Source organism: Sulfuricaulis sp., from assembly GCF_024653915.1.
In the GTDB taxonomy this organism is placed as follows: Bacteria; Pseudomonadota; Gammaproteobacteria; order Acidiferrobacterales; family Sulfurifustaceae; genus Sulfuricaulis.
Genome location: NZ_JANLGY010000011.1, coordinates 45,765 through 69,509, shown reverse-complemented (window position 1 = coordinate 69,509; position 23,745 = coordinate 45,765). Strand labels below are relative to the sequence as shown.

At 58.6% G+C, this 23,745-nt stretch carries 23 protein-coding genes; 6 read left to right on the top strand and 17 right to left on the bottom strand.

The window, feature by feature from the left end; translation table 11 throughout:
- Positions 1–27: 27 nt before the first annotated feature.
- From NUV55_RS05735 to NUV55_RS05705, 7 genes are all read right to left on the bottom strand, one after another.
- Positions 28–366, bottom strand: coding sequence for a cytochrome c (locus NUV55_RS05735; RefSeq protein ID WP_296671156.1), 339 nt, complete (start codon positions 364–366; stop codon positions 28–30).
- 54 nt (positions 367–420) lie between these two features.
- Positions 421–753 (bottom strand): plastocyanin/azurin family copper-binding protein, encoded by a 333-nt coding sequence (locus tag NUV55_RS05730; RefSeq protein ID WP_296671154.1) that lies wholly within the window; start codon positions 751–753, stop codon positions 421–423.
- Between the two features lie 145 nt (positions 754–898).
- A complete protein-coding gene (locus NUV55_RS05725; RefSeq protein WP_296671153.1) occupies positions 899–1,891 on the bottom strand; it encodes an ethylbenzene dehydrogenase-related protein in 993 nt (330 codons plus the stop codon).
- Between the two features lie 69 nt (positions 1,892–1,960).
- Positions 1,961–2,593, bottom strand: a complete 633-nt coding sequence (locus NUV55_RS05720) for a NapC/NirT family cytochrome c (protein ID WP_296671151.1) — start codon at positions 2,591–2,593, stop codon at positions 1,961–1,963.
- 161 nt (positions 2,594–2,754) lie between these two features.
- Complete coding sequence (locus tag NUV55_RS05715; RefSeq protein WP_367280360.1) at positions 2,755–4,374, bottom strand: cytochrome D1 domain-containing protein; 1,620 nt, start codon at positions 4,372–4,374, stop codon at positions 2,755–2,757.
- 354 nt (positions 4,375–4,728) lie between these two features.
- Positions 4,729–6,489, bottom strand: coding sequence for a nitrite reductase (locus NUV55_RS05710; RefSeq protein WP_296671148.1), 1,761 nt, complete (start codon positions 6,487–6,489; stop codon positions 4,729–4,731).
- A gap of 137 nt (positions 6,490–6,626) precedes the next feature.
- Positions 6,627–8,324 (bottom strand): NosR/NirI family protein, encoded by a 1,698-nt coding sequence (locus NUV55_RS05705; RefSeq protein ID WP_296671147.1) that lies wholly within the window; start codon positions 8,322–8,324, stop codon positions 6,627–6,629.
- Positions 8,325–8,473: 149 nt separating this feature from the next.
- On the opposite strand from NUV55_RS05705, the gene NUV55_RS05700 reads away from it, so the two are divergent.
- Entirely contained in the window at positions 8,474–8,656 is a 183-nt protein-coding gene (locus NUV55_RS05700) for a hypothetical protein (protein ID WP_296671145.1), read from the top strand.
- A gap of 67 nt (positions 8,657–8,723) precedes the next feature.
- Here NUV55_RS05700 and dsrB read toward each other — a convergent pair whose 3' ends face one another.
- From dsrB to NUV55_RS05650, 10 genes are all read right to left on the bottom strand, one after another.
- A complete protein-coding gene (gene dsrB, locus NUV55_RS05695; protein ID WP_296671143.1) occupies positions 8,724–9,797 on the bottom strand; it encodes a dissimilatory-type sulfite reductase subunit beta in 1,074 nt (357 codons plus the stop codon).
- Between the two features lie 126 nt (positions 9,798–9,923).
- On the bottom strand, positions 9,924–11,156 hold the full coding sequence (gene dsrA, locus NUV55_RS05690; RefSeq protein ID WP_296671141.1) for a dissimilatory-type sulfite reductase subunit alpha: 1,233 nt from the start codon (positions 11,154–11,156) through the stop codon (positions 9,924–9,926).
- A 267-nt stretch (positions 11,157–11,423) separates the two neighbouring features.
- Positions 11,424–12,788, bottom strand: coding sequence for a cbb3-type cytochrome c oxidase subunit I (locus tag NUV55_RS05685; protein ID WP_296671139.1), 1,365 nt, complete (start codon positions 12,786–12,788; stop codon positions 11,424–11,426).
- A gap of 89 nt (positions 12,789–12,877) precedes the next feature.
- Positions 12,878–13,384 (bottom strand): hypothetical protein, encoded by a 507-nt coding sequence (locus tag NUV55_RS05680; protein WP_296671138.1) that lies wholly within the window; start codon positions 13,382–13,384, stop codon positions 12,878–12,880.
- A gap of 126 nt (positions 13,385–13,510) precedes the next feature.
- Positions 13,511–13,903 carry a hemerythrin family protein gene (locus tag NUV55_RS05675; RefSeq protein WP_296671136.1) on the bottom strand — a complete coding sequence of 131 codons (393 nt, stop codon included), beginning with the start codon at positions 13,901–13,903 and terminating at the stop codon, positions 13,511–13,513.
- Positions 13,881–15,491, bottom strand: coding sequence for a cytochrome b N-terminal domain-containing protein (locus NUV55_RS05670; protein WP_296671134.1), 1,611 nt, complete (start codon positions 15,489–15,491; stop codon positions 13,881–13,883). Before NUV55_RS05670 ends, NUV55_RS05675 begins: the two co-directional genes overlap by 23 nt.
- Positions 15,492–15,578: 87 nt before the next feature.
- Entirely contained in the window at positions 15,579–16,349 is a 771-nt protein-coding gene (locus NUV55_RS05665) for an SCO family protein (RefSeq protein ID WP_296671132.1), read from the bottom strand.
- Positions 16,350–16,657: 308 nt separating this feature from the next.
- Positions 16,658–18,352: a cbb3-type cytochrome c oxidase subunit I gene (locus tag NUV55_RS05660; RefSeq protein WP_296671130.1), complete on the bottom strand. Its 1,695-nt coding sequence runs from the start codon at positions 18,350–18,352 to the stop codon at positions 16,658–16,660.
- 13 nt (positions 18,353–18,365) lie between these two features.
- A complete protein-coding gene (locus tag NUV55_RS05655) occupies positions 18,366–18,902 on the bottom strand; it encodes a hypothetical protein (RefSeq protein ID WP_296671128.1) in 537 nt (178 codons plus the stop codon).
- An 18-nt stretch (positions 18,903–18,920) separates the two neighbouring features.
- Positions 18,921–19,088, bottom strand: coding sequence for a hypothetical protein (locus tag NUV55_RS05650; RefSeq protein WP_296671127.1), 168 nt, complete (start codon positions 19,086–19,088; stop codon positions 18,921–18,923).
- Positions 19,089–19,397: 309 nt separating this feature from the next.
- Between NUV55_RS05650 and NUV55_RS05645 the strand changes: the two genes are divergently transcribed.
- The 5 genes from NUV55_RS05645 (at position 19,398) to NUV55_RS05625 (ending at position 23,743) form a co-directional block, all read left to right on the top strand.
- Positions 19,398–20,393 (top strand): heme A synthase, encoded by a 996-nt coding sequence (locus NUV55_RS05645; protein ID WP_296671125.1) that lies wholly within the window; start codon positions 19,398–19,400, stop codon positions 20,391–20,393.
- A gap of 140 nt (positions 20,394–20,533) precedes the next feature.
- On the top strand, positions 20,534–21,565 hold the full coding sequence (locus tag NUV55_RS05640; RefSeq protein ID WP_296671122.1) for a COX15/CtaA family protein: 1,032 nt from the start codon (positions 20,534–20,536) through the stop codon (positions 21,563–21,565).
- A 100-nt stretch (positions 21,566–21,665) separates the two neighbouring features.
- Positions 21,666–22,904, top strand: a complete 1,239-nt coding sequence (locus NUV55_RS05635) for an NnrS family protein (protein WP_296671121.1) — start codon at positions 21,666–21,668, stop codon at positions 22,902–22,904.
- A 112-nt stretch (positions 22,905–23,016) separates the two neighbouring features.
- Positions 23,017–23,466, top strand: coding sequence for a hemerythrin domain-containing protein (locus NUV55_RS05630; protein ID WP_296671119.1), 450 nt, complete (start codon positions 23,017–23,019; stop codon positions 23,464–23,466).
- Positions 23,467–23,473: 7 nt separating this feature from the next.
- On the top strand, positions 23,474–23,743 hold the full coding sequence (locus NUV55_RS05625) for a DUF2249 domain-containing protein (RefSeq protein WP_296671117.1): 270 nt from the start codon (positions 23,474–23,476) through the stop codon (positions 23,741–23,743).
- The last annotated feature ends 2 nt before the right edge of the window (positions 23,744–23,745 follow it).

The window sequence follows — 23,745 nt, the reverse complement described above, 5'->3', positions numbered from 1 at the left end:
CCCGTCAGCAGGCGCAATAGATTCAAATTATTTCTCCGCATCGAGTTGTCCCTGCATCAGGACTTCAACCACCCATCCCGCTTCCTGCTCCGTCAGGAAACTCCGCCAGGGCGCCATCGGCGTGCCCGGACGGCCATGCAGAATCGTGGCTCGCAGGCCTTCCGGGGATTTCCCGGCCAGGGCCTCGGGTGTGAGCGCCGGTCCCAAACCACCCTTGAGCGTTAATCCGTGACATGACCCGCAGTCTTGCCGGACCAGATGTACCAGTTCGACGCGCCGTGTCGGCTCGGGCGACGTCACCAGCGATGCGGCAGACACCGCCGCACCCGCCAATACCGCTCCCCCGATCAAACCGATGGTCCACATACTCCCTTTATAGAGGGTGGGCCCGGTTGCCACTTTGATCCTGCTCAAGCCGCCCTATTCGACGACTTCGACCGTGCCGGTCATCTCGGGATGCGGACCGCAGGTATAGGGGTAAAGACCGGGTTTATCGAAGGTCCGGCTCCAGGATTCGCCGGGGAAGAACCGTTGCGACTCGAGATACTCTTCCTTCGGGAACAGCACCGAGTGGTTGTTGCGCCGTTCGTTGTTGACCCATTTGACAGTAGTGCCCGGCTTGATCTTGAGATGCTGGGGTTCGAATTTCATCTTGTCGATGCTGACCTCCACCGTGCCGCCCGCGTGCGCCACAAGGCCCGCGCAAAACAACAGGGCGGCAAGCATCAACCGCAATGCCTGAGTGCTCGTCATTTCTCCCTCCTGTCCATCAATTACGTGCATGTCCAAAAAGCCAACATGCCGTTGGTACATTATCTGACCGGAATGCACCCCGGGAAGCGGTTTCCCCCGAGAAAACACCCCCGCACGGCACAGGAATACCGTGCGGGGTGATCGATTACTGTTTCACGGCGTTGATGTCGGCCTTGGCATTATCGAGTGCCAGCGAGTGACCCAGCGAGACATGGTGATGACGCTCGTTCGAATAGGCATCGTGTATCGCGAAGCCGATATGGTAGGTCTTACCGGGCTCGATCTTGTGATCGCCGATTTCGGCGCTCGCAAGTTTCCTGGTGAAGCTAACCGTCCAGGTATCGCCCTCGAGCTTGCCCTCGGCCACGCCCTCAACCTCTTTCATGCGGCGAGCATCCAGCACATAGCCGTCGCGTGGCGCGGCGCCACTGCGATATTGCACGATGTCGAGGAATTCACCCTCTTTGAGTTCCTTGTCGATCTCGGCGCCTGATTTGAGCTTGTCCCAGCCACCCCACGGATGTTCCTTGTTGGTGATGGAGGTGCGCGATTCCTTGAGATACTTGGTTGGCCCATTCTTGCGAATATCGAGCGCCTTGGCCTTCGCATGGTTGGGCGCATTCTTGTCCACGTCCGGCATGGTGCGCAGATCGTGGTGGCAACTGGCCCAGCAACCGCCCACATCGGCGTAATCGACCTTACCGGCGTCAATCATCATGGCGACCTTGACCTGATTCTTCTCGTCCATCTTTGGGGCGCCAGTGGACTTCGTGTCCTTCCACTGCAACCGCAGGTAAAGGTTGGCGCCATCGTGCGTTGCCTGAACTGTAATCGGAATGCTGCCTGGCACTTTGATTGCGGTCTTCTCCAGATCGGGCTTTCCGCCCGAAACGATCTTCTTGCCAACGTCAGCCGCCTCCTTGTCGTGACAACCTGCGCAGGTTTCACCGCCCTTCATCGCCTTGGCACCGCTGTGATCGACGCCCTTGAGCGTCCACTCGAGGCTGGCCGTGCCCGGATAAAGCAGCGTCATTTTCTTGGCCGGCGCCTTGCTCCAATCCGGCGCCGCTTGCAACGTGCCCATTGTCGCAATTGTCGCCAATACAAGCGTCGAAATAATTGTCATCATTTTTTTCATAAGCCTATCTCCGTCACAGTTGAACCGAATAATCGTACCGTACGCATTCCGGATATTACCGGACTGCCGTCAGAGCGTCTCTTCTTCGTCGGCCGCTTCCAGCTGCTTGTGCACCGGCTTGTGGGCAATGCCCTTGTGGCAATCGATGCAGGTCTCGCCTTTCTTCTGCGCAATCTCATGGAATTTCTTGGCGCGGTCCTTCTGTGCATCGGTCTTCATGCCATCAAAGCTGTGACAGTTGCGACATTCAAGCGAATCGTTCTTCTTCAGTCGTGCCCATTCGTGTTTGGCAAGTTCCAGACGTTTGGCATCGAACTTTTCCGGCGTGTCCACGCTGCCCAGCATTTTGTGCCATAACTCATTGGTCGCCTCGATCTTGCGCCTGACCTTGTATACCCACTCCTTCGGCACATGGCAGTCGGAACAGATCGCGCGCACGCCGGTGCGGTTCTGGTAATGAACTGTCTTCTTGTACTCGACATAGACGTTGTCGCGCATTTCGTGGCAGGAAATGCAAAACTCCAGGGTATTGGTTGCTTCCATCGCCGTGTTGAACCCGCCCCAGAAAATTATACCGCCGATGCCACCCACGATAAGCAGTGCCAGCACGGAGTAATGCGCGCTCGGCCGCCGCAGGGTGTGCCACAGCCGCCCCAGAGTGCCTTTGGGCGCCTTGGGGTCCGATGTTGATTTATCTCTCATGCTTCAATGTCTCTTTGCCGACGTTCCGCGGATGTACTGTCGTATACCGGGGAAGGTTGCCGATGGATGTGAAAGTTGAAAATTACTCCGGTTATTCGGTTGCCTCAGGGCACCGACGACTCCGGGAGGCCGCAGGCCTCCCGGAGTTCGTACCGATTTACTCAGTAGATATCGTGCTGCGTGTTGTACACGTTGAACTTGCCAGTGGGCGTGATCATCTTCGGATCCTTGATCACGGTCTTGAGCTTGCGGGTCTTGTCATCGATCACCACGATCGCGCTCGGATCGGTTTTACCCGCCCAGACCGAGAACCAGACCTCCGTACCTTCGGCGTTGTATTCGGCGTGCACTGCACGCTGAACCGCCTTGGTCTTGCCGAGGTTCGCCATCTTGGCGATGTTGATGATCTCCGGGGGTTTGTCCAGGTTGCGGATGTCATACACGGTTACCGATTCGGCAACTTCCGGCTCCGGATTAAGCGGGGCATCGGCCCACAGGTTTTTTGATTTCGGATGGGTCTTGACGAACAGCGAGCCGCCGCCGTGATTCTTGAGTTCCTGCACCACCTTCCAGGCATACTGCTTGTGCCCTTTGGGATCGGTACCGATGAGCGATATCACGTCAGCACCCAGATGGGACGTGGCCCACACCGGACCAAACTTCGGGTGCACAAAGTTGGCGCCTCGGCCCGGATGCGGCTTGGGCTTGGTATCAACAATCGCCGCCAGTTTGCCTTCCTTGGTGTCCACCACCGCCACCTGGTTAGAGGCGTTCGCCGCCACCAGGAAGTAGCGCTTGGTGGAGTCCCAGCCACCGTCGTGCAGGAACTTCGAGGACTCAATCGTCACGGTCTTGAGATTCTTGAGATCGGAATAATCCACCAGCTGAATCAGACCGGTTTCCTTCAGGTTGATCACCCATTCCGGCTTGAACGGCGAGGCTACGATCGAGGCCACGCGCGGCTCGGGATGGTACTCGCCATCCACGGTGACGCCGCGGGTGGAGACCAGCTTGAGCGGCTCAAGGGTGTAGCCATCCATGATCACGTACTGCGGCGGCCAGTAGGAACCGGCAACCGCATATTTGTCTTCGTAGCCCTTGTACTTCGAGGTCTCCACCGAGCGTGCATCAAGACCGGTCTTGATGGTGGCAACCACAGTAGGTTTCTCGAACCACATGTCGATCAGGTCGAGCTTGCCGTCGCGGCCGATGACGTACACATAGCGGCCGGAAGCCGACAGACGCGAGATGTGCACCGCGTATCCGGTTTTCACAATGCCCCAGATTGTCTTCTTGTCGCCGTCGATCAACGCCACTTCGCCGGCATCACGCAGGGTTACTGAAAAGACGTTTTTCAGATTGACCTTGCTCATCTGCTTCTTCGGCCGCTCCTTGGTCGGGATCACGACCTTCCAGCTGGCGCGCATGTCCTTCATGCCCCACTCCGGCGGGACATCCGGGGTCATCTGGATGTAGGTGGCCACGTTCGCAATTTCCTCCTTGGTGAGGATATCGTCGAAGTTGACCATGCCGCCTTCGGTACCATACGTAAGAATCTTTTCAAGACGACTTTGACCGAGCTTGCGCGTGCCACCCTCGACCACCGTGCCGTCGGGTTTCTTGGTCATGGTGACGGGTTCAAGATTTTTTCCGGTGGCGCCTTTGCGCAACACACCGTGGCAGCCCGCGCAACGTTCAAAATATATTTTCTTGCTGGCTTCCTTGGCTTCCGGTGACAACGTCGGCTCCGGATCCGCGGCCATCGCGTATCCCGATGCCATCAGCATCACGGCCATTCCTGTTGCGACAAGTACCGTATGTTTCATAAAACCCCCTCAAGGTAAAAGAATTGAAACAACCAACCTCCTCAGCTCGACATTACTGCTTGCATGGCAAGCAGCCAATTCAGACGCATTCATCGTCACCTTCCTGCACGCGTACTACATTGATGTACATCAAATAAATCCATTCAATGAGGATATTCGTGGTTCTGAAACGCTGCATTCATGCAGATAGCGCAATTCATCTGCGTCTCGCTCCGAAATTGAAATCAGCATCCGGTTGATGCGCGGTGCGCAAAAAAACGGCGGGGTCACCCCCGCCGTTTATGTGACAAACCTGAATCGTTTGGTCAACTAATACACATCGTGCTGCGTATTATAGACATTGAACTTGCCGGTGGGCGTGACCAGCCGTTTGTCTTTGATGACATGTTTCAGCTTGCGCGTCTTGTCATCGAGGACCACGATCGCCGATTCCTGATCCTTGGCGTTCCAAACCGAGAACCAGACTTCGTTACCGGCCTTGTTGTACTCCGGTTGCACCACCCGCTTCGGGCCTTCACCCAGACCCGCCATTTCAGCGATCTTTACCACCTCATAACCCTTGTCGAGCCTGCCAATGTCAAACACCGCGACAGACTGGCTGATCTCGGCATTCGGGTTGAGTGTCGTATCCACCCACAGATTCTTTGACTTCGGGTGGGTCTTGATAAAGAGCGAACCGCCGCCCTGGCCTTTGATCGAGCGCACCATTTTCCAGGCATTGGCCTTGTGTTTCACCGGATCCGTGCCGATCAGGGCAATGGAATCATCGCCCAGATGGCCCGTGGCCCAGACCGGTCCGAATGTCGGATCGACGAAATTGGCGCCACGACCCGGGTGGGGAATCTTGCCCACGTCCACGAGCGCTTTCGCGCCCTTGTCGGTCTTGGCAAGCTTGCCGGTTTTCGCATCCACCACGGCAATCTTGTTCGACTGGTTGGCCGCCACCAGGAAGTAACGCTTGGTGGAGTCCCAGCCGCCGTCGTGCAGGAAGCGTGCGGCACCGATCTCGGTGATTTTCAGGTTATCCAAATCCGAGTAATCCGCCACCAGAATCTTGCCGGTTTCCTTGACGTTGACGATGAACTCGGGCCTGTAGTGCGAAGCCACGATGGAGGCCACGCGCGGTTCCGGATGGTACTCCTGCGTGTCCACGGTCATGCCGCGAGTGGCGACAATCTTGAGCGGCTCCAGCGTGTCACCCTTCATCATCACGAACTGCGGCGGCCAGTAGGTCCCGGCCACGGCGTACTTGTCTTCGTAACCCTTGTACTTGGAGGTCTCGACCGAACGCGCCTCCAGGCCAACCTTGATCTCGGCAACGTTATTCGGCATCTCCATCCAAAGATCAATGAGGTTGATTTTTGCATCGCGCCCGATCACGAAGAGATAACGACCCGAAGCTGACGTGCGCGAGATGTGCACCGCGTAACCTGTTTTCACGACATTAATAATTTTCTTGGTGTCGCCGTCGATCAATGCGATCTCACCGCTATCGCGCAAGGTAACCGAAAAGAGATTGTCCAGATTGATTTTGTTCATCTTCTTTTTCGGGCGCTTGTCGGGCGAGATCAGCACCTTCCACGAGGCCTTCATTTCATTGAGGCCATATTCGGGCGGTGTCGGCGGCTCGTGTTGCAGGAAGCGCGCCATGATGTCGACGTCCTCGGGAGTGAGGTCTCCCGAGGTGCCCCAATTAGGCATGCCCGCCGGCGAACCGTAATTGATGAACACCTTGAGGTAATCGGTGCCCTTCTTAAGCGTGATGTCCGGCGTCAGCGGCTTGCCGGTCGCGCCCTTGCGCAGCACGCCGTGGCATCCGGCGCAACGCTCGAAGTAAATCTGCTTGGCGCGGGTGAATTCTGCCGTAGTCAGCGGCGGTGCCTTCGGCGACACCACGGTCTCGGCTTCCTCGGGTTTAATTGGCACCGGTGCGCCCTTGTAGCGCATTTCGGTTTCCGGCGTACCGGGATGTCCGGATGGTTTCTCCTCCGCGAACACCGCGGGAAACGCCAACGGCAAAAACGCCAGCAGGGCAATTACGACAGCCCTTTTGGTCTGTATGAATTTCATGATTTTCCTCCTGATGGTTTAAATTAATGGGTCGGAATGGGCCGGAATTTTAGAGAGGGGCTGGTTTCACTCCTTGATTTGTATCAAAAACCACGAATCCATGCAGGTTTGCACGACGCAATTTCTGAAATTTCACGTTATTTCGTGGATTGAGGGCATCCGCTGCAGCCCTCCTGCCCCGGTTCACCCCTTACACCGACGTCATCTAGACCTGTGGAACCGAAGGCGGATTCCATGCCCAAGGCGAGTTCACGTGCACGAACACTGCGCCCACGACGTTTGCGGCGATCAACTTCCGGCGGGCATTTGTGGTCATTCCAGTACGTTACCTGACAGTCAAGACAGTAGTGACACTCATTGGCATTAATCTCCCCGTTCTTGCGGATCGCCTGTACCTCGCATTCTGCTGCGCACACCTGGCACGGACGGCCGCATTCACGATGCCGCCGCAACCAGTCGAAAATGCGGAACTTGCCGGGGATGGTGAGCGCCGCGCCGAGCGGACAGAGATACTTGCAGTAAAACTTGCGATTGATGGCCGAGACCAGGATCAGTCCGGCGGCAAACAGGACGTAGCCCCACTCACGCTGAAAGCGCATGGTGATGGCAGTCTTGAACGGCTCGATCTCGGCCAGGCGCTCGGCCTGCGTCAGTGACTGCAGCGAAATGCCGAACAGCCCGAGCAGGATGATGTATTTCAGCGCCCACAAACGTTCGTGCATCATCTCGGGAAATTCTCTTTGCTTGACGCCAAACCGGCGCGCCAGTTGCTGGGTCAGCTCCTGCAACGCTCCGAACGGGCAAAGCCAACCGCAATAGATGCCGCGTCCCCACAACAGCAGCGTCACCGCCACGAACGACCACAGGATGAACATCATGGGGTCGATCAGAAACCCTTCCCACTGAAAACCGTGCATGAAGGAATGCACGAAGGTGATCACGTTGATAATGGAAAGCTGGGCGAGGGAATACCAGCCGATGAAAAAAACCGTGTACAGCAGGAAACCGTCGCGCACGTAAACCAGCAGGCGCGGCCGCTTCGCGAGCCAGTCCTGGAACACCAGTACCAGCGTCAGGAACGCGAGGCCGGCGACCAATACCGCGATCTGGAAAGTGCGCTTGCGCCAAACGCCCTTCCAGATCGGTTCCTCGACGGCTGCGACGCCGGTACTGGATTTTGATTTCACGGTGGTCGATGCGCGCGATGCTTTGGTGTCACCGGCTTTACCGGCCGACGGAGAAACCGGCGCTTGCTGCTCCACCGACGCGACCTCCGTTTTCGTGACTGTGGGCAAAGCCGGCGGCGCCAGTCCACGGGACTCGGCCACGCGGCGGACGGAGCGTGTGAGAGTGGCGTTCTCGACCATCACGGTGATGGTGGCACCGGAGATACTGTCGATGGCGACCTGACCTGCTACACCGCTGCCAATGACGACATCATCGAATACGGATTTTCCCTGATACTGCCGCGCAAACTGCTGCAAGCGCTCCTCGGTGATGCCGACCACCAGGATCGGTTCCTGATGCTCGACGATGCGGATGCCGACAATTTGCCCGGCAAGATCGAAGCCGACCAGCGTGTTGATGGGATGGCCGGAATAGGCCGGGATGCGAATGACGTCGCCGGTCAGGTAGGCGTACCCGAGCAGGCGCTCACCTTGGTACACGGCCGCGGCCGGCGGCTTGCCTTTGAGCTCATCGAAACGGTCCGCCTGCGGGAAAAAGGTATTCACCGCCGGATATAATTCATCGATGGTTTCGGCGCGCGCCGTGACAACCACGCTAATGAGCAGGGACAATATCAGCAGGTGTAAAACAACGGTCAAATATTTCACGAAAGAATCATGCGCGGACAAGAAGGCATCCCTGAAAAGGCTGAAGCCAGCCTGATACAGGGAGATTACAGCGGTATTGATTTCTGTCAATTGCCAAGTCTCACAACGCGATAGAATCCCGTCACAATCGCTCTGGAGGCGCAGGCACAGTGGAAATAGTCTACTTCACATTGGTAGGAATTGGGCTTTATTTTGTATCCGACTGGATACTGGACCGCATTGAAACTTCTCGTGGCCGCCCGTTCGAGAACCGCTCGGTCATCTTCTTCGTCATTATCCTGGTGCTCGCCGTGGTCTCGTTCCAGCTCCTCGGCCGCCTCATGCATTCGTAAACAGCGCGCCAATGCAAAAGGCGAGGGATTCCCCCTCGCCTTTTGCACAGCACCAGTAAAAATTCCCTCAGAACCGGATATGCACCGAGGCATTGAGACTGGCGCGCGCACCGCGCCAGTTGTCGAGATGATACTTGGTGAACGGCAGCTCGGTCAGTTCGAAGAACCGCGGCCAGCCGATGCGCTCGACCCATTCGCCCATGCGTTCCCAAGCGTGCGCGTCTTCCTTGTACACGCGCAGGATCTTCTTCACGATCGCGGCGACCTCGGGCCAGCGCGGCGGGTTGTTCGGGATGCCCGCGGCCACCAGCTTGTGGAACATCGGCTTGGTGCGGGCATTCGAGTTCTTGCCGCCAACCCAAATAGCGAATTTGGAATGTTCGGGATCGTTGATCTGCATCGGCGGGCAGGGCGGGTAGCAGGCGCCGCAGCAGATGCATTTCTTCTCGTCGACTTCCAGCGAGGGCCTGCCGTTGACCATCGCAGGACGGATCGCCGCCACCGGGCAGCGCGCCACGACCGAGGGACGCTCGCAGAGGTTGGCCACCAGATCGTGGTTGATCTTGGGCGGTTTCGTGTGCTGGATATTGATAGCGATGTCGCCCTGACCGCCGCAGTTGATCTGACAGCAGGAGGTCGTGATCTTGACCCGGTTCGGCATATCCTCGTTGACGAACTCCTGATGCAACTCATCCATCAGCGACTTGACCGCCCCAGAAGCGTCGGAGGCCGGGATATCGCAGTGCAGCCAGCCCTGGGTATGCGAGATCATCGAAACGGAATTGCCGGTGCCGCCGACGGGAAAGCCCCCCTTTAAAAGCGCATCGATCAGCGGTTTCACTTTCTTTTCATCCGCCACCATGAACTCGATGTTGGAACGGATGGTGAAGCGCACATAGCCGTCGGCGTATTGGTCGGCGATGTCGCACAGTTTGCGAATGGTGTGCACGTCCATCTGCCGCTGGGTGCCGGCGCGCACGGTCCAGACCTGGTCGCCGGTTTGCGACACGTGGTGCAGCACGCCGGGGCGCGGGCGTTCGTGCCAGGCCCACTGGCCGTAATTGCGCCGCAGGGTCGGATGCATGTACTGGAAATGATCCGGCACGCCGGACTCGATGGGCATACGGGGCTGTGCAGTCATATTGATATCCTCTATATGATTTTTGAAACCGCAGATGAACGCTGATTAACGCAGATTAAGAAACCAAAAAATCTTTTGCTTTTATCCGTGTTCATCTGCGTTTATCTGTGGTTGCAGTGGCTCTTTTTAACCAGCTTGGGCCTTGCTGGCCTTCAGGCGCGCGACCTCGTCGTCCCAGCCGTCCATGCGGATGTACGGATTGGTGCGCGGATGGTTGATCATGTTCGGATCCACCTCGCGTCCAATACCCTCCAGGAAGTTGTTGAGACCGATGCGTTCGATCATCTCGCCGCAGCGCTCGTGCTCCAGGCCGTTCTCGGCCCAGAAATCGATGGTGCTCCTGCCGAGTTCGACGAGCTGCTCGAAATCCTCGTCGGTGTCGAGTTTCATGAACGGCACGATCACCGTGCCCATGAGGTCGCCGATCTTGAGCGTGCGCTTGCCGCCCATGAGGACGGTCACGCCGCGGTCCTTGCCCGGCGACAGCGCCTTGGTCATGACGTTGATGCAGTGCATGCACCTGACGCAATTGCGGTTGTCGATCTCGAGCGTGTCGTCGTTCTTGAGCTTGATGGCCTTGGTCGGACAACGCGTGACGACGTTGTCGATCACATACTCGCGACCCTTGGCCTTCACGAAATTCTTGACCTCGGCCTGGTTCACCTGGATATCGTCGCGCCAGGTGCCGATCACGGCCATGTCGGAACGCTGGATCGAGTTCATGCAGTCGTTGCCGCAGCCGGAGAACTTGAACTTGAACTTGTACGGCAGCGCTGGGCGATGCAGGTCGTCGGTGAAGGTGTTCATCACGGTACGGTGCGCGCGGCCTTCGTCGAAGCAGGAGTGCTCGCAGCGCGCGTGGCCGACGCAGGACATGGAGGTGCGCACCGACGGGCCCGCGCCGCCCATGTCGAAACCGAGTTCATTCACTTCGTCGAACGCGGCTTGAATGTTTTCCGTGGTGCAGCCCTGGAGCATGATGTCGCCGCTTTGCCCGTGCAGCGCGATCAGGCCCGAGCCGTGCTTCTCCCAGATATCGCAGAACTTGCGCAGGATATCTGTATCGTAATGCATGCCAGGCGCCGGCATGATGCGCAGCGTGTGAAATTCTTTCGATTCCGGAAACTTGTCCGCTATTTCGGAGAATCGTGGAATCACGCCGCCGCCGTAGCCTTTCACGCTCGCGGTGCCCCCCTTCCAGTAACCCTTGCGGGTCTGGTAGGAGTGCTCCAACTGGCCGAGCAGATCCACCATCATATCGTTGTCCTTCGCCAGACGTTTCAGGCCGGTGACAAAGCTCGGCCAGGGACCGCTTTCGAGCTGGTCCAGCATCGGGGTTGCGTGCATCTTTTTGCTCATGCGCCTTCTCCTCGGATCAGGAATGATTTCACGTGGCCGGTCCAGTGCCTGAGAGGGTGCGCCGTTCGACCGCTGGCGACAGACTCCGACCGATACCGTTTTTCACGCAGCCATGATTAGAAATCCATGTGCGCGTGTGATTGATCTAGATCAAGTGAACCCAACAGCGAGAGGCATCTCGCCACCGTGGATACGCTGCCTATCCCTTTCGGGAAAAGGCTCGTGATCAATGCGGGAAAAGGAAGGGAGGAATTATCGTGTAGCGGCTTAGGGTTTAGCGCTGAACGATTGCTTCGGCCACATGGCACGGTAACAAACATAGATAAACAAAAATCCACCGATGATGGAAATCATTCCGCCCAGCCCCATGAGTCCCATGCCGGCGACGCGCTCCACCGTGTCGAGTTCCTGCGCGGCCCCCGCGACCTTGCGCTGCACGCCGTAACCGCCCGAGATCACCAGCCCGAGCACGTGCAGCAACTGGCCGCCGCCGTAAAAGTACGGCTGGAGCCGGGCAAGTTTCATGTCGGGCCGGCGGTAACCGAAATGCGGCAGGAGATAATAGGTCAGCCCCATGAGCGCCAAGGTCACACCGACAATGCTGCCGTGATAATGCGCCGGGATGGTGACGTTGGTGCCAGTGATAAGAAAACCGATCACGCCGCCGGCGCCGAACAGGACCATCGAGGCAATCAAGGCGGCACGCAGCGGTTGCGCGTCACCCTGTGCGCGCTCCGCCCGCCACAGTCCGTGAAGTAATGCCAGACTCAGGGGCAGCGCCGCCAGGCTGCCGCCATACTGCATGAGCCAGGTAAACAGCTTGATGTGTTCCACCGACGTCACGGGATACGAGTAATAAATGATCGGCGTGATAAACACGGCGGCGAGTCCGAATCCGAAAAAAACCAGCGCCACGCGAGGACTCAGCGCGAGGCGCACGTTGCTGGCCGAGGCCAGCCACAGCCATGAGACCAGCATGAGCAGCGTGTAGGTGAATTGCAGCACATGCCCACCGCCCCAGAACAGCAGCTCGTAATACGGCTTGCCGCGCAAAATGTCCGGAACCGTGAAATACGACCAACCAAAGGCCATAAGTGCCAGCATCGCCGACACCGCCGCCGTATTGAGTCCGAAGCGCAAGGCGGCGGCGCCCTGCATCCACTGGCCCACCGGCGGGATCGCCCCCATGGCGCGCAACACCAGCAAGCCTATGCCGCCGGTAAACAACAGCAGACCGGCCAGGAACAGCGGGTGCTGCAACACCGGGATATAGTTGCTCATCAAGGCCTCACCCGCGCCGAGGAAGGGTGCCGTCGCCATTACGAGTGTTCCCAGTATGGCGAGCAGGAGTGCCAGTCGGCCGGCGCTCAAAAACCGCGGCGTGGAATTGAGACTCCACAACACGCCGCCAAAAGCGAGAAACCAGACCAGCACCGAGAGGTCCACGTGCACCACCAGCGCGGTGTGGAAAAAATCCGTCCACGGGAAAAAATTCTGTACGTAGGGGGTGCGCGCCAGTACCAGCAGCACCGAGAAAATTCCCGAGACCAGGAGCGAAACCAGTCCGAGCAACAACCAGCCGCGCGCCAGGTTGCGGCGCGCGCCGTCGGGAATCGGAAGCGAGAATTCCATATGATTATTCACCGCAGAGATCGCAGAGTTAAAAACCAATCATGCATTCATTCTCTCTGCGTTCTCCGCGCCCTCTGCGGTTGAATTTCTTATTTAAACACAAACCCGCCGGCGCGGGCGTTGAAGTCGACCACGAAAACCTGACCCGGTGTCACGCTCACGTTGGCTTCCTTCGTGTAATTAAAGTCAGGTACGCGCACGCTATCCTTCAGGCGGGCGCGCAAACGATGCTGGCCTGCGGGCACCGGGAAGCGTTGATACACGGTGGAAGCGCCATCACGCGAGAGGCCCCGCGGGGGTAATTCAGCCCGGTAAATCGGCTTGCCGTCCAGCTCCAACTCGAACGTCAAGGGAGAGCGCTCGCGTCCGCACAGCATGGGGATGCGCATGTTGGGCGGCAGCTTCTCCAGTTCTGCGGCGCTGCGCGCGCGGCATTCCTCCAGCGGTTGTCCGGCATGGCTGAAGCTCGCCTTGATCAGGCCCTGATCGGAGGGGAAATGCACATAGGCCGGGGCCACCGAAAAGTAGCCGATAAAGGCGACAAACAGCCCGTAGAACAGGGCCTGGCCGGAATACCGCAAAATGTTTTTCAGCATGACTCAAAACCTCTTGATATGAAATTTAACCGCAGAGAACGCAGAGAGGTTGAATTCATGATTTATTGTTAACTCTGCGCTCTCTGCGATCTCGGCGGTGAATATTCATATAAAAATCTCTCTTCATTAGCCCAGATTCCGGTGCAGCCGCGCGTCGTGCGTGCGGAAATGCACGCCAAACCACGCCCCCAAGCGCTGCACGAGTTGCTCCGCATCGAAAATCCGTTTGTCCTCGTAATCGTCCATGATATCGCGGATTTCGTCCAGCAGGCGCTCATGATCCGCCTTATGCTCCTGGAAGTGAACATAGCGACTCGCGCGCATGAGTTTTTCCTCGAGTGCAAAGTGCGCGGATATGCGCGTATATATCTCGCCGAGAAAATCGGGCACGGTGATGTCAGCGTCGGGACGCTTTAACCTGTCGTAGGTTTCGTTGATAAGCCCGATGAGTTCACGATGCTCGTGATCGACGGATGCATCACCGACTGAAAACCGGTCATCCCATGCGATAAGAGACATCTCTCGCCTCGTCTTGATTTGGATCCGGGGGCGCGGAAGACGGTGGCAAGCCTCCGCCTTTCTGGTATGGCCCCATTTCCCGCAGCCGTGCGCGAAAGGCTTCCAGTTCACGCATCAGTAGCGCGGCACCTGACGGCGCCACCCAGACAGTGGCGATCCGGTCGCGCGACACGCGCCCGCGCAGATAAGGATCGCGCTGTCCCGCCAGGCGCTGCTCCATCCATTCCACTCCCAGTCGATGATAACAATCGCCCGCCGCACACCCGACGAGCATCACACCATCGGCGTGGCGACGGGTGACGACAAAATCGATGAACGCAGGCGGCAAGGCCCCCACGCAAGGCAACGCGACCACGCCGACTCCCGATGTTTCAAGCGACGCCAGGTTGCCGCTGGAATGGCAGCCGTAGACGAGTACCCGGTCATTTCCGGAAAGTCCCATCATGGCATCCAGTGTGCGTTGACGTATCTCGCGCACCGGCAGGAGCGGCATGTCGATGCCGGCAACGAGTTCCGTCGTGCGTCGAAACGGTGTAGCGGTCGGGCAGGCGCCGGCGCAGATCCCGCAGGCCGTGCACAAATCCGGATTTACGGAAGCCTCACTCTCATACGGCAGCCCGTCGGTGCGCGGCTGTATGATCACCGCGCTGTAAGGGCAATCCGCAAAGCAGCGTCCGCACCCGTTGCAATTCGCAAGGCTGACCACGGCCGCGGCCGCCTCCTGCCTGCGCGGGAGCCACGGCAGGATCATCAGCAACAAGGTGCCGCCACCCGCGATGGCCCAGACAGCTCCCGGTGACCAGACATCGATCAGCGGATAAAGCATGAGATAAAACCAGTCGGGCTGCACCACGCCGACCACTGTGTCGAGATCGGCCGGCCCCTGGCTCAACGCCGGATACACCAGCGACAGCGCCGTGAGCGCCGTCAGCGTGCCGATCATGATCGCCCGTGGCGGATTGGTTTTGGCGCGGCTGATGCGCTGGATATGGATCCACATGCCAAGCAGCAGAAACAGCGGAATGCCGATGTGCATGAAGGACAGCAACGAGAAAAAACGGTCACTGACGGTTGCGCTGTTGAGAAAATTTCGCGCGATGGATTCACTGAAGATCGGCAGCCAGTCGAGCCACTCCGCGGTCACCACCGCGATGTACTGAGCCAGGCGGTCCCACACCAGCCAGTAACCGCCGATGCCCGAGGCGTACAGGAACCACAACAGCATCACCCCCGTGATCCACGCATACCAGCGCACGCCCCGGTAGCGATCCAGAACGAACTCGCGCACCAGATGCAGCAGCACAACAACCACCATCGCATCCGAGGCATAGCGGTGCAGGCTGCGTGCCACTCCGCCCAGGTACCACTGGCTGTGCGTCAAATATTCGACCGAACGGTAAGCGCCCTCGATGCTGGTCTCGAAAAAAATAAAGAGATAAATGCCGCTGGCCGTCACGACCCAGAAGAAGAAAAAAGACAGCGCCCCGAGGTGGTAAAAAGGATTGATCCGGGGACCGAACGCGGCATCAAAAGCATTTTCCACAAACGCAAATGCCTGACGACCCGTGCGCTGTATGGCTTCTAACAATATCCGTCTCCGAAATATCCGCTCTTCATCCGGTGTAACGACGGACATACCTTAGCATTATGGTGGGGAATAAGAGTATGACGCAGGTCAACCCCGGCGTCGGCGGTTTCGACGCCATTCCCGGAAAACCAGAAAACTCACGATGCCGATGGAACTGGCGCCGATGAATAGTCCCATGAATATCGAATAATCAAAACGATACTTGTCGGTTGTCGGGTCGTAGACGGTGCAGAACAACTTGATCTTGTTGCTGAGGCTGGAGAGAAATGAGTGCGCAACCGGTTTCCCGAAGACCAGCTCCTTCAACGGCTCCACGAGCAGCGGCGTCTCGAAGGTCATTCCGTAAACCTGACGATAAATTTTTCCCTGCGCATCGATCACCGTCGCCTGGATCAGGTGATCGAAGCCGTGCGGCGCGCGATAGGAAATGAAGCCAAGCTCTTTTGTGAGACCTTCCATCGAAGGCGCGTCGGCACTCAGAAACAACCAGCCGGAAATGTCGATACCCTGATCCAGCGAAAACTGGCGCATGGCCACCGGTGTGTCTTTCGGCGTGTCGAAACCGATGCTGAGAACGCTGAAACTCTCCGGCCCGAGCGCGGCGCGTGCGGTGCGCGTCACCTTGGCGAGATGCTGCGTCGTGGTGGGACAGATGTGATAGCAGCTGGTGTAGATGAGGCTGATCACCAGCGGCTTGCCGCGATATTCCGACAAGCGCACACGGCGTCCGTCCGTCGCCGTCAGCGTGTAATCACCGACGAATTTGCCGATCACACCCTGACTGATGGTGAGCGCGGTCTTTTCATCGAAATTCGATGGCGAACTTCCCGCCGCTGACGCCGCTGGCGGGTTATGCATGCCGGCATCATGCGGAGTGACAGCCACAGCAGCCGGCGCCAAGAGCAGACCAACAATCAAACAGAATAAGGAAGTATGCGAATTTAAAAGCATGTGGCCATCATAACAAACCGCGACACAGGGGTGAGCCGAAACGGCGAACGGGCGCACAGGAAGTGCGCCCCGGGCTTTTCCGCGAAGCAGGACGCGCAGCGGAAAAGTGCCGAATGCGGTGCCGAGGGATGCAAAAGGAACAGCCGGGCAGGCTCAGCCTGCCCGGCCTCCCTAACGCGGACCGGCCCAGTGGCCCGCGCAGACAATCTATCCGGCTAGCCGAGGCCCCAGACCTGGGACAAGTACTTCCAGTTGACGAAGTAGTACAGGATGAACGAGGTCAGGAACACCAGCGCCAACACCAGCGTGCCGGGCACGGAGATCCCGCCCATGCCGATGCCATGCAGACCCGGTGCAACCATTTCGGCAATCATCGGGGTCGCACTCTTGGTTTCGCCACGCTTACGGCCGAAGAACACCGAGCCGACGATCTGCAATATAAACAGCCCGCCGCCGATTACCGCGAGGATAACGCTGATGCCCGTCAGGCCCAGCAGCAGGTACGCCGTTTCCGGAAACTGATGCCCGAAGATGGCGCCGCTGAAGGAGATGTCCCAGTGACGCCGCGGCACGCCCAGCGTGCCGGCGCCCATCATGAACAGACAGAACCCTGACATGCCGATGCCGAAAAGATATGGCTGGAATTTCGACAGCGACGGCAGAATGATGTCACGCCGGAACAGTATCGGCACCAGCCAGTAGGTCAGGGCCATGAAGGCGAGCGTGGTGCCGCCGACCACGGTGGCATGGAAATGACCCGGCACGTACAGGGTGTTGTGGATGATCAGGTTGATCTGCTCCGTACCCATAACCACGCCGGAAATGCCGCCGAGAAAACCGAAGATGAGAATCGAGAGAAACACGCCGGCAAAAGTCGGGTTGCCCCACGGCGCCTTGCGCAGCCACTCGAACAGGCCCTTGTTGAAGCCGCGCTTGCGCTGCGCCGCCTCCATCGCGCCCGGCACCGTCAGGCCGTGGATCATGCTCGCCAGCACCGCCAGGTACATGGCGTAGCTGGTGTTGAAGATCTTCCATTCCGTGCCAATGCCCGGATCCACCAGCAGGTGATGCGCGCTGGCGAGTTGCAGAAACAGGATGTACAGCAGAAACGCCGAGCGCGAGACCTTCTCGGACAGCGGCCGCGCGCCGAATACCACGCCCATGACCGCGTACCACACGGCGATATGGGCCGAGACGTTGATTTGCTGGGAGGAATGGCCCATGCCCCACCAGAGGATACGGTACATGAGAGGATCAATGTGGTTGATGTAGCCAATCTTCCACAGGAAGGTCGGAATCAAAATAATGGCGCCCGAAGCGATGGTAAAGATGGCGATGATGCAGGCCGTCAGGGCGCCGAATGTGACCAGCGGGATCGACCCGTCGCCGTAGGTGCGTTCCGCGCGCGCGATCACCAGCGTGCCCAGAAACACGAAACATCCGATCAGCGCGCCGACCGCAAACAGGATCAGCCCCAGATAGAAATGTGGCTCGGCTGACATCGGCACGTACGAGGTCATCATCACGCTGGAACGGCCCTGGAAGATGGAGACCATGGTCGTGATGGAACCGATGACCATTAGCGCAAAACCGAGCCACGCCCAGCGCGGGCCCGCGAGACGTGATTTCAGCAAGGTAGTACAGGTGAAATACAATACTGCAATTTCAAAGAAGATGATCCAGAAAATCAGTACGCTGACGCCATGCGCGGTCAACAACATGTAAAACGAATCAGCCTGCAGCAGGTGCACCGTGGGCCAGCGCGTCAGGCCCATCAGCAGGCCGAGCACACCACCAATCAGCAGGAACACGATGCCGACAACGGCGTTGAGTTTCATCAGCGTCTCGGCCGGCTTGTGGAACAGCAGGCCGGTGTCGGGACAGGTTCGGAATTCCGCAGTATTCGCCATGGGCCTCTCCTCCTTACTTCACGTAGATTTTGCCGATCATCTGGTGATGACCGATGCCGCAGTATTCATTGCAGATCACCGAGTATTCTCCCGATTTGTTAGGTGTGATTTTGATCACCATCTCGTAACCGGGGATAACCTGCAAATTGATGTTCTCCGGCTGCAGCGAGAAGCCGTGCTGCCAGTCCACGGAAGAAAGATGCAGGCGGTAGCTTTGGCCCTTCTCGAGCTCCAGCGCCGGGTACCATTCCCACAGTCGTCCGAGCATGTAAATGTCAGCTCCCGCGGGCGGTGCGACCACAGGCATGTCGCGCGTGGTTTCCTTGCGGATGGTGTACTGATCCACCATCGCCTGCACTTTCTTGGTATACATCTCGGGCGTGGTGCGATAGGCCTCGCTGGAAAGATTCTGCTTACCGTAGATGTGCCAGTAAGGCATCATGAAGAACATCACGAGCGCCCAAACGAGCGCGATCGCGACCCAGAAAAGCTCAACGGCCTCGATGGGTTCATTCCACCAGATTCGTTCGGCAGGAGGAGTCAGGCTCATGTCAGTGTCTCCCGGAGGTTATTTGGCCAGGGGTAAAGTGACGATTTCCATGATGCCCCACAGGATGTAAAACACCGTGGGCATGGTCACTCCGATGAACAAAAGCAGAAAGGGATTGTCGAGCACCCGCTGCATCGCAGGAACCTTTTCGTCCCGACCTGAATCCGTATTTTTGGCTGCTGACATGTTCACACCTCCAGATTAAATCGAAATACTGTTGGGCCACTTTTGCCGGGCTGTCTCGCGCAACGCCGGCTCCATAATTCACATGATGCGACAGAATGCCGCTGTGGATTTAAAACCGTTTAGGGCATATGGAAACTTGATTTAGATCAATTTCCCCGAAAATGTTTTACACTCTGCGCCGATCATGCACGCAATCTCATCGCAGACAAAAGTAGCAGGCAACCGAAATTGCGCCATGACCAACATCAAGAGACCGGGAAATTATCAGTATCTGCCATCCCTCTTTTCGTCTCCTGACCGGAACTCGCCATGACCGAACACGCCGCCAACCAGCCGACATCCGGCCGTGCGAGCAGTCTTTACACGCTGCTGGTCTCTGTTTCCATCTTGCTGGTGCTGATTGTGGTGATACTGAGCGCCTATTTGCGCCTGTCGGGCAGTGGCCTGGGTTGCGCTGACTGGCCGTCCTGCTACGCACTGATCAAGGCGGAAACAAGCGGCACGGAATCGCTGGCCGCGGCGCATCTGGTGCCGCCGTGGGCCACCGCGACGCATCGTTTAGTGGCCTCCGCGCTGGGCATGCTGGTGCTGGGGATCGCGGTCACGGCGTGGCGCCGGCGCCGGGAACCGGGGCAATCCGTCCTGATCCCGCTCGCGGTGCTGGGGCTGACCGTCTTTCTTTCGATACTGGGTTACAAAACGCCCTCGCCGCTGCTGCCGTGGGTCACGCTCAGCAATCTGCTCGGCGGCATGGCCATGCTGGCCATGTTGTGGTGGCTGGGGCAACGCTCCGTATCAACCAAAACAGAAAATATACAGAGGCACGAGTTGCGGCCATGGGCGCTGATTGGAATTTTCATTGTCTTCTTTCAGATTGCACTGGGTGGATGGGTCAGCGCTAATTTCGCGGCGCTCGCCTGCACCGATCTTCCCGGTTGCGGCGGTTATCCCTGGAGCGATGGCCCTTGGCGCGAGAGCTTTAACCTGTCTCGCGTATTGCCAGCCACGGACGCCGGTGCCGTAATCACGGGCGATGCCGGCAAGATCATTCATCTGGTGCATCGCGCCGGCGCGGTTCTCACATTCCTTTATATGGCATGGCTCGGCTGGCGCGCCATCGGTTCGGGAAGCCGTTATCGCGGCACGGGCATTACGATACTGGTTTTTCTCGCGCTGCAAATCCTTCTCGGCATATCTGCCGTCGCCTTCAGCCTGCCCCTCGCTCTGGTGACAGCGCATAATGCGATTGCCACGCTATTATTGCTGTCCATCGTGAACCTGAACCATCTCCTGACACCGAGATAATAAGATGAATTCAAACCACGGGGGACACGGGGAAAAGCATGGAAAACGGTTAAACAACGGCCTTTCTGTTTTTCGACATCTTTACTCCCCGTGTTCCCCGTGGTTTAAAATTTTGGTTTTCATTTCGATAGCGGCTCTAAATGATAAACACTGCATCACATAATAAGCAGGTCGCCGGCTGGCTGCTGGTTGTCGCGGCAATGATTTTTTTGATGGTGGTGCTGGGTGGGACCACGCGACTCACGCGCTCGGGCCTGTCCATCGTCGAATGGCGGCTTTTTGAGGGCACGCTGCCGCCGCTGACCGAGGCACACTGGCAGGAGATGTTCGATCTGTACAAAAAAACGCCCGAGTATCAGAAAATCAACGTCGGCATGGATCTCGCCGGCTTTGAGAAAATATTCTGGCTCGAGTACCTGCACCGTCTCTGGGGCCGGCTGATTTTTTTCGTTGCGCTGGTGCCACTGTTGTGGTTCCTGTGGCGCGGCCGCATCGAGAAGAAATTGATCCCGCGCATGGTGGCAGTACCCTTGCTGGTGGCGCTGAATGGCGTGCTCGGCTGGCTCATGGTGGCGAGCGGCCTCATTGATCTGCCGCGCGTGAGCCCCTATCGCCTGACCGCGCACCTGGGGCTGGCGGTGGCGATCTACGCCTATATCCTGTGGTTAGCGCTGAATCTCGTTTCGGAACGCAGGCCGGTCAACGCTTCGCCGGAATTGCGGCGATTCGCGCATACCGTTACCGGTCTGGTATTTATCATGATCCTCTCGGGCGGATTTGTTGCCGGCACCAAGGCCGGGTTCGCCTTCAATACTTTCCCGTGGATGAACGGGAGATTTTTTCCGGAGGGGATGTACGCCATGCAACCGTTCTGGATCAACCTGTTCGAGAACATCGCCACGGTGCAGTTCAATCATCGCCTGCTCGCGTTTCTGCTGTGTCTGGTGATCCCGGTCTTCTGGTGGAAGGTAATGCGTGCGGGCCTGTCATACCGGGCACGGCGCGCGGCGCACCTGCTGCTCGGCTGGCTCGTGGTGCAGGTGCTGCTGGGCATCGCCACGGTGGTAAATGTCACGCCGGTTTCACTGGGCGCGGCGCACCAGGCCGGTGCGCTGGTGCTGTTCAGCCTCGCGCTGTATCTCTTGCATACGCTCCGTAGCCGTCAGAACTGAGGTGGCGATAAGGCGCGGGCGTTTTTCGTTCGCCTTTGATTTGCATCAAATACGGTGACGCCGATGGCTGCTAAGTAAGGTCTCCTGAAATCGGCCAACCATGTCTCCCGACAACACTAATCATTCCGCCTCCTCTCGCTGGGACAGCTTTACCGCCGCGCCGCACCGGATGATGTTTCTCCCCGGCGCGCTCCAGACCGTACTGATCATGTTGTTCTGGCTCGCCGAGCTACTCGCGCGCGCAGGCTGGTCAGAACCCCTGCGACTCGTGCTGCCCTCCATATCGGCGCATGTGTTTCTCATGCTGTTCGGATTGTTTCCGTATTTTATTTTCGGATTCCTGTTCACCGTTTACCCGCGCTGGATGGGCGGCCCGGTAATAGCGGCCTCGCGATACGTCGCCGTTTTCTTTTTTCTCGTTACAGGCATGGTTTTGTTTTACGCGGGCCTGTTCTTTTCTCTCCTTCTCGTGGCGCTGGCACTGGTCCTGCAACTGCTGGGATGGGCGTTGGCGCTCCATGCATTGTTCACGGTTTTCCGCCAGGCACCCAAACACGGACCGCATGAGCGCCTGCTCAATCTCGCGCTCGCCGCCGGCGCAGTCGGTATCCTGTGTTTCCTCACGGGCGTCCTGATCCAGTCGCCGCTGGCGTTTACGTTGGCGCGCGAGATCGGCCTATGGCTGTTTCTGATGCCGGTGGTGTTCCTGGTAGCGCATCGCATGATTCCGTTTTTCACCCAGAGCGCGCTCATCAATTACCTGATGGTGCGCCCGGCGTGGACACCGCCGCTGATGGTGGTGTGCGTCGTGGCGCACGCGGCCTTCGAGCTCGCCGGATTGCCGGCGTGGCGCTTTCTCGCGGACGCGCCGCTGGCGGCGGCGGCGCTGCATCACTCGTGGTTGTGGCAATTCCGCCGCAGCTTTCACGCGCGCCTGCTGGCGATGCTGCACATCGCCTTCCTGTGGCTCGGCATCGGCATGGCGCTGTTCACCGCGCAGAGCCTGACGCTGCTCGTCACCGGCACGGATTATTTCGCGCGCGCGCCGCTGCACGCGCTCGGCATCGGATTCTTCGGCGGCATGATCGTGGCCATGGCCTCGCGCGTCACGCTCGGCCACTCCGGCCGCGCGCTCGAAGCCGACGATCTCACCTGGCGCGTGTTGTTCGGCATCAACCTGGTCGCGGCATTGCGCATCGCCGCGGAGTTCGCGCCCGCGGCTGCCAGCAGCATACTGAATGTACTGGCGGCGGTTGTTTGGCTGCTGGCCTTCCTGTTATGGGCCCGGCTGTATGCGCCGATGTACCTGCGGCCGCGCGCAGACGGAAACCCCGGCTAGCTTTCGCGCAAAACCCCCGCGGTCATCCGGGCATTACACGACGATGACAGCCCCGTTGATGTAAATCAATGCGCATTGGCGCCGCAGGCCCAAGAGTGCGCCCATGGAAACCGTGAGCAAACCACGAAATCCCCCCGGCCTCGGCGATACGCTGGCGCAGGATCACCACCGCTGCGACGAGCTCTTCGCCAGCGCCGAGAAACACGCCGCGCGGGGCGAATGGCCGCAGGCGCAGCGCGACATCACCGCCTTTATCGAGGCCATGAACCATCATCTCGCCTTCGAGGAGCAGACGCTGTTCCCGGCGCTGGAACAAGTCATCGGCGCCGGCGGCCCGACCCAGGTGATGCGCATGGAACACGAGCAGATGCGCACGCTGTTCCGCGACATGCAGCAAGGCGCGCAGGCACAGGATACGCAGCGCCTGCTTGGCGCCACCGAAACCCTGCTCATCCTGATGCAGCAGCACAACATGAAAGAGGAGAACATCCTCTATCGCCTGGCCGATCAGGTGCTGGGCGCGCAGGGGCCGGCGCTGGCCGGACAATTCACTCAAGCCTGACGACGCCATGCCGTCCGAGCACCGGCTGGACGCCCGCGGTCTGCCGCCGCCCGAACCGATGGAGCGGGTGCTGGCCGTCATCCACGCGCTCGGCGACGGAGAATATTTGCGCGCCTTCCTGCCGCACGAGCCTCTTCCCCTCTACCCGCTGCTGCAACAGACCGGCTTTGACTGGCAGGCGCGCGGCGCCGGCGACAGCTCCTGCGAACTTTTCATCTGGCGGCGACACGATGACCAGGCGCGGTCGGCCGTGCGACATATCCTTGACGGTGTTTGACC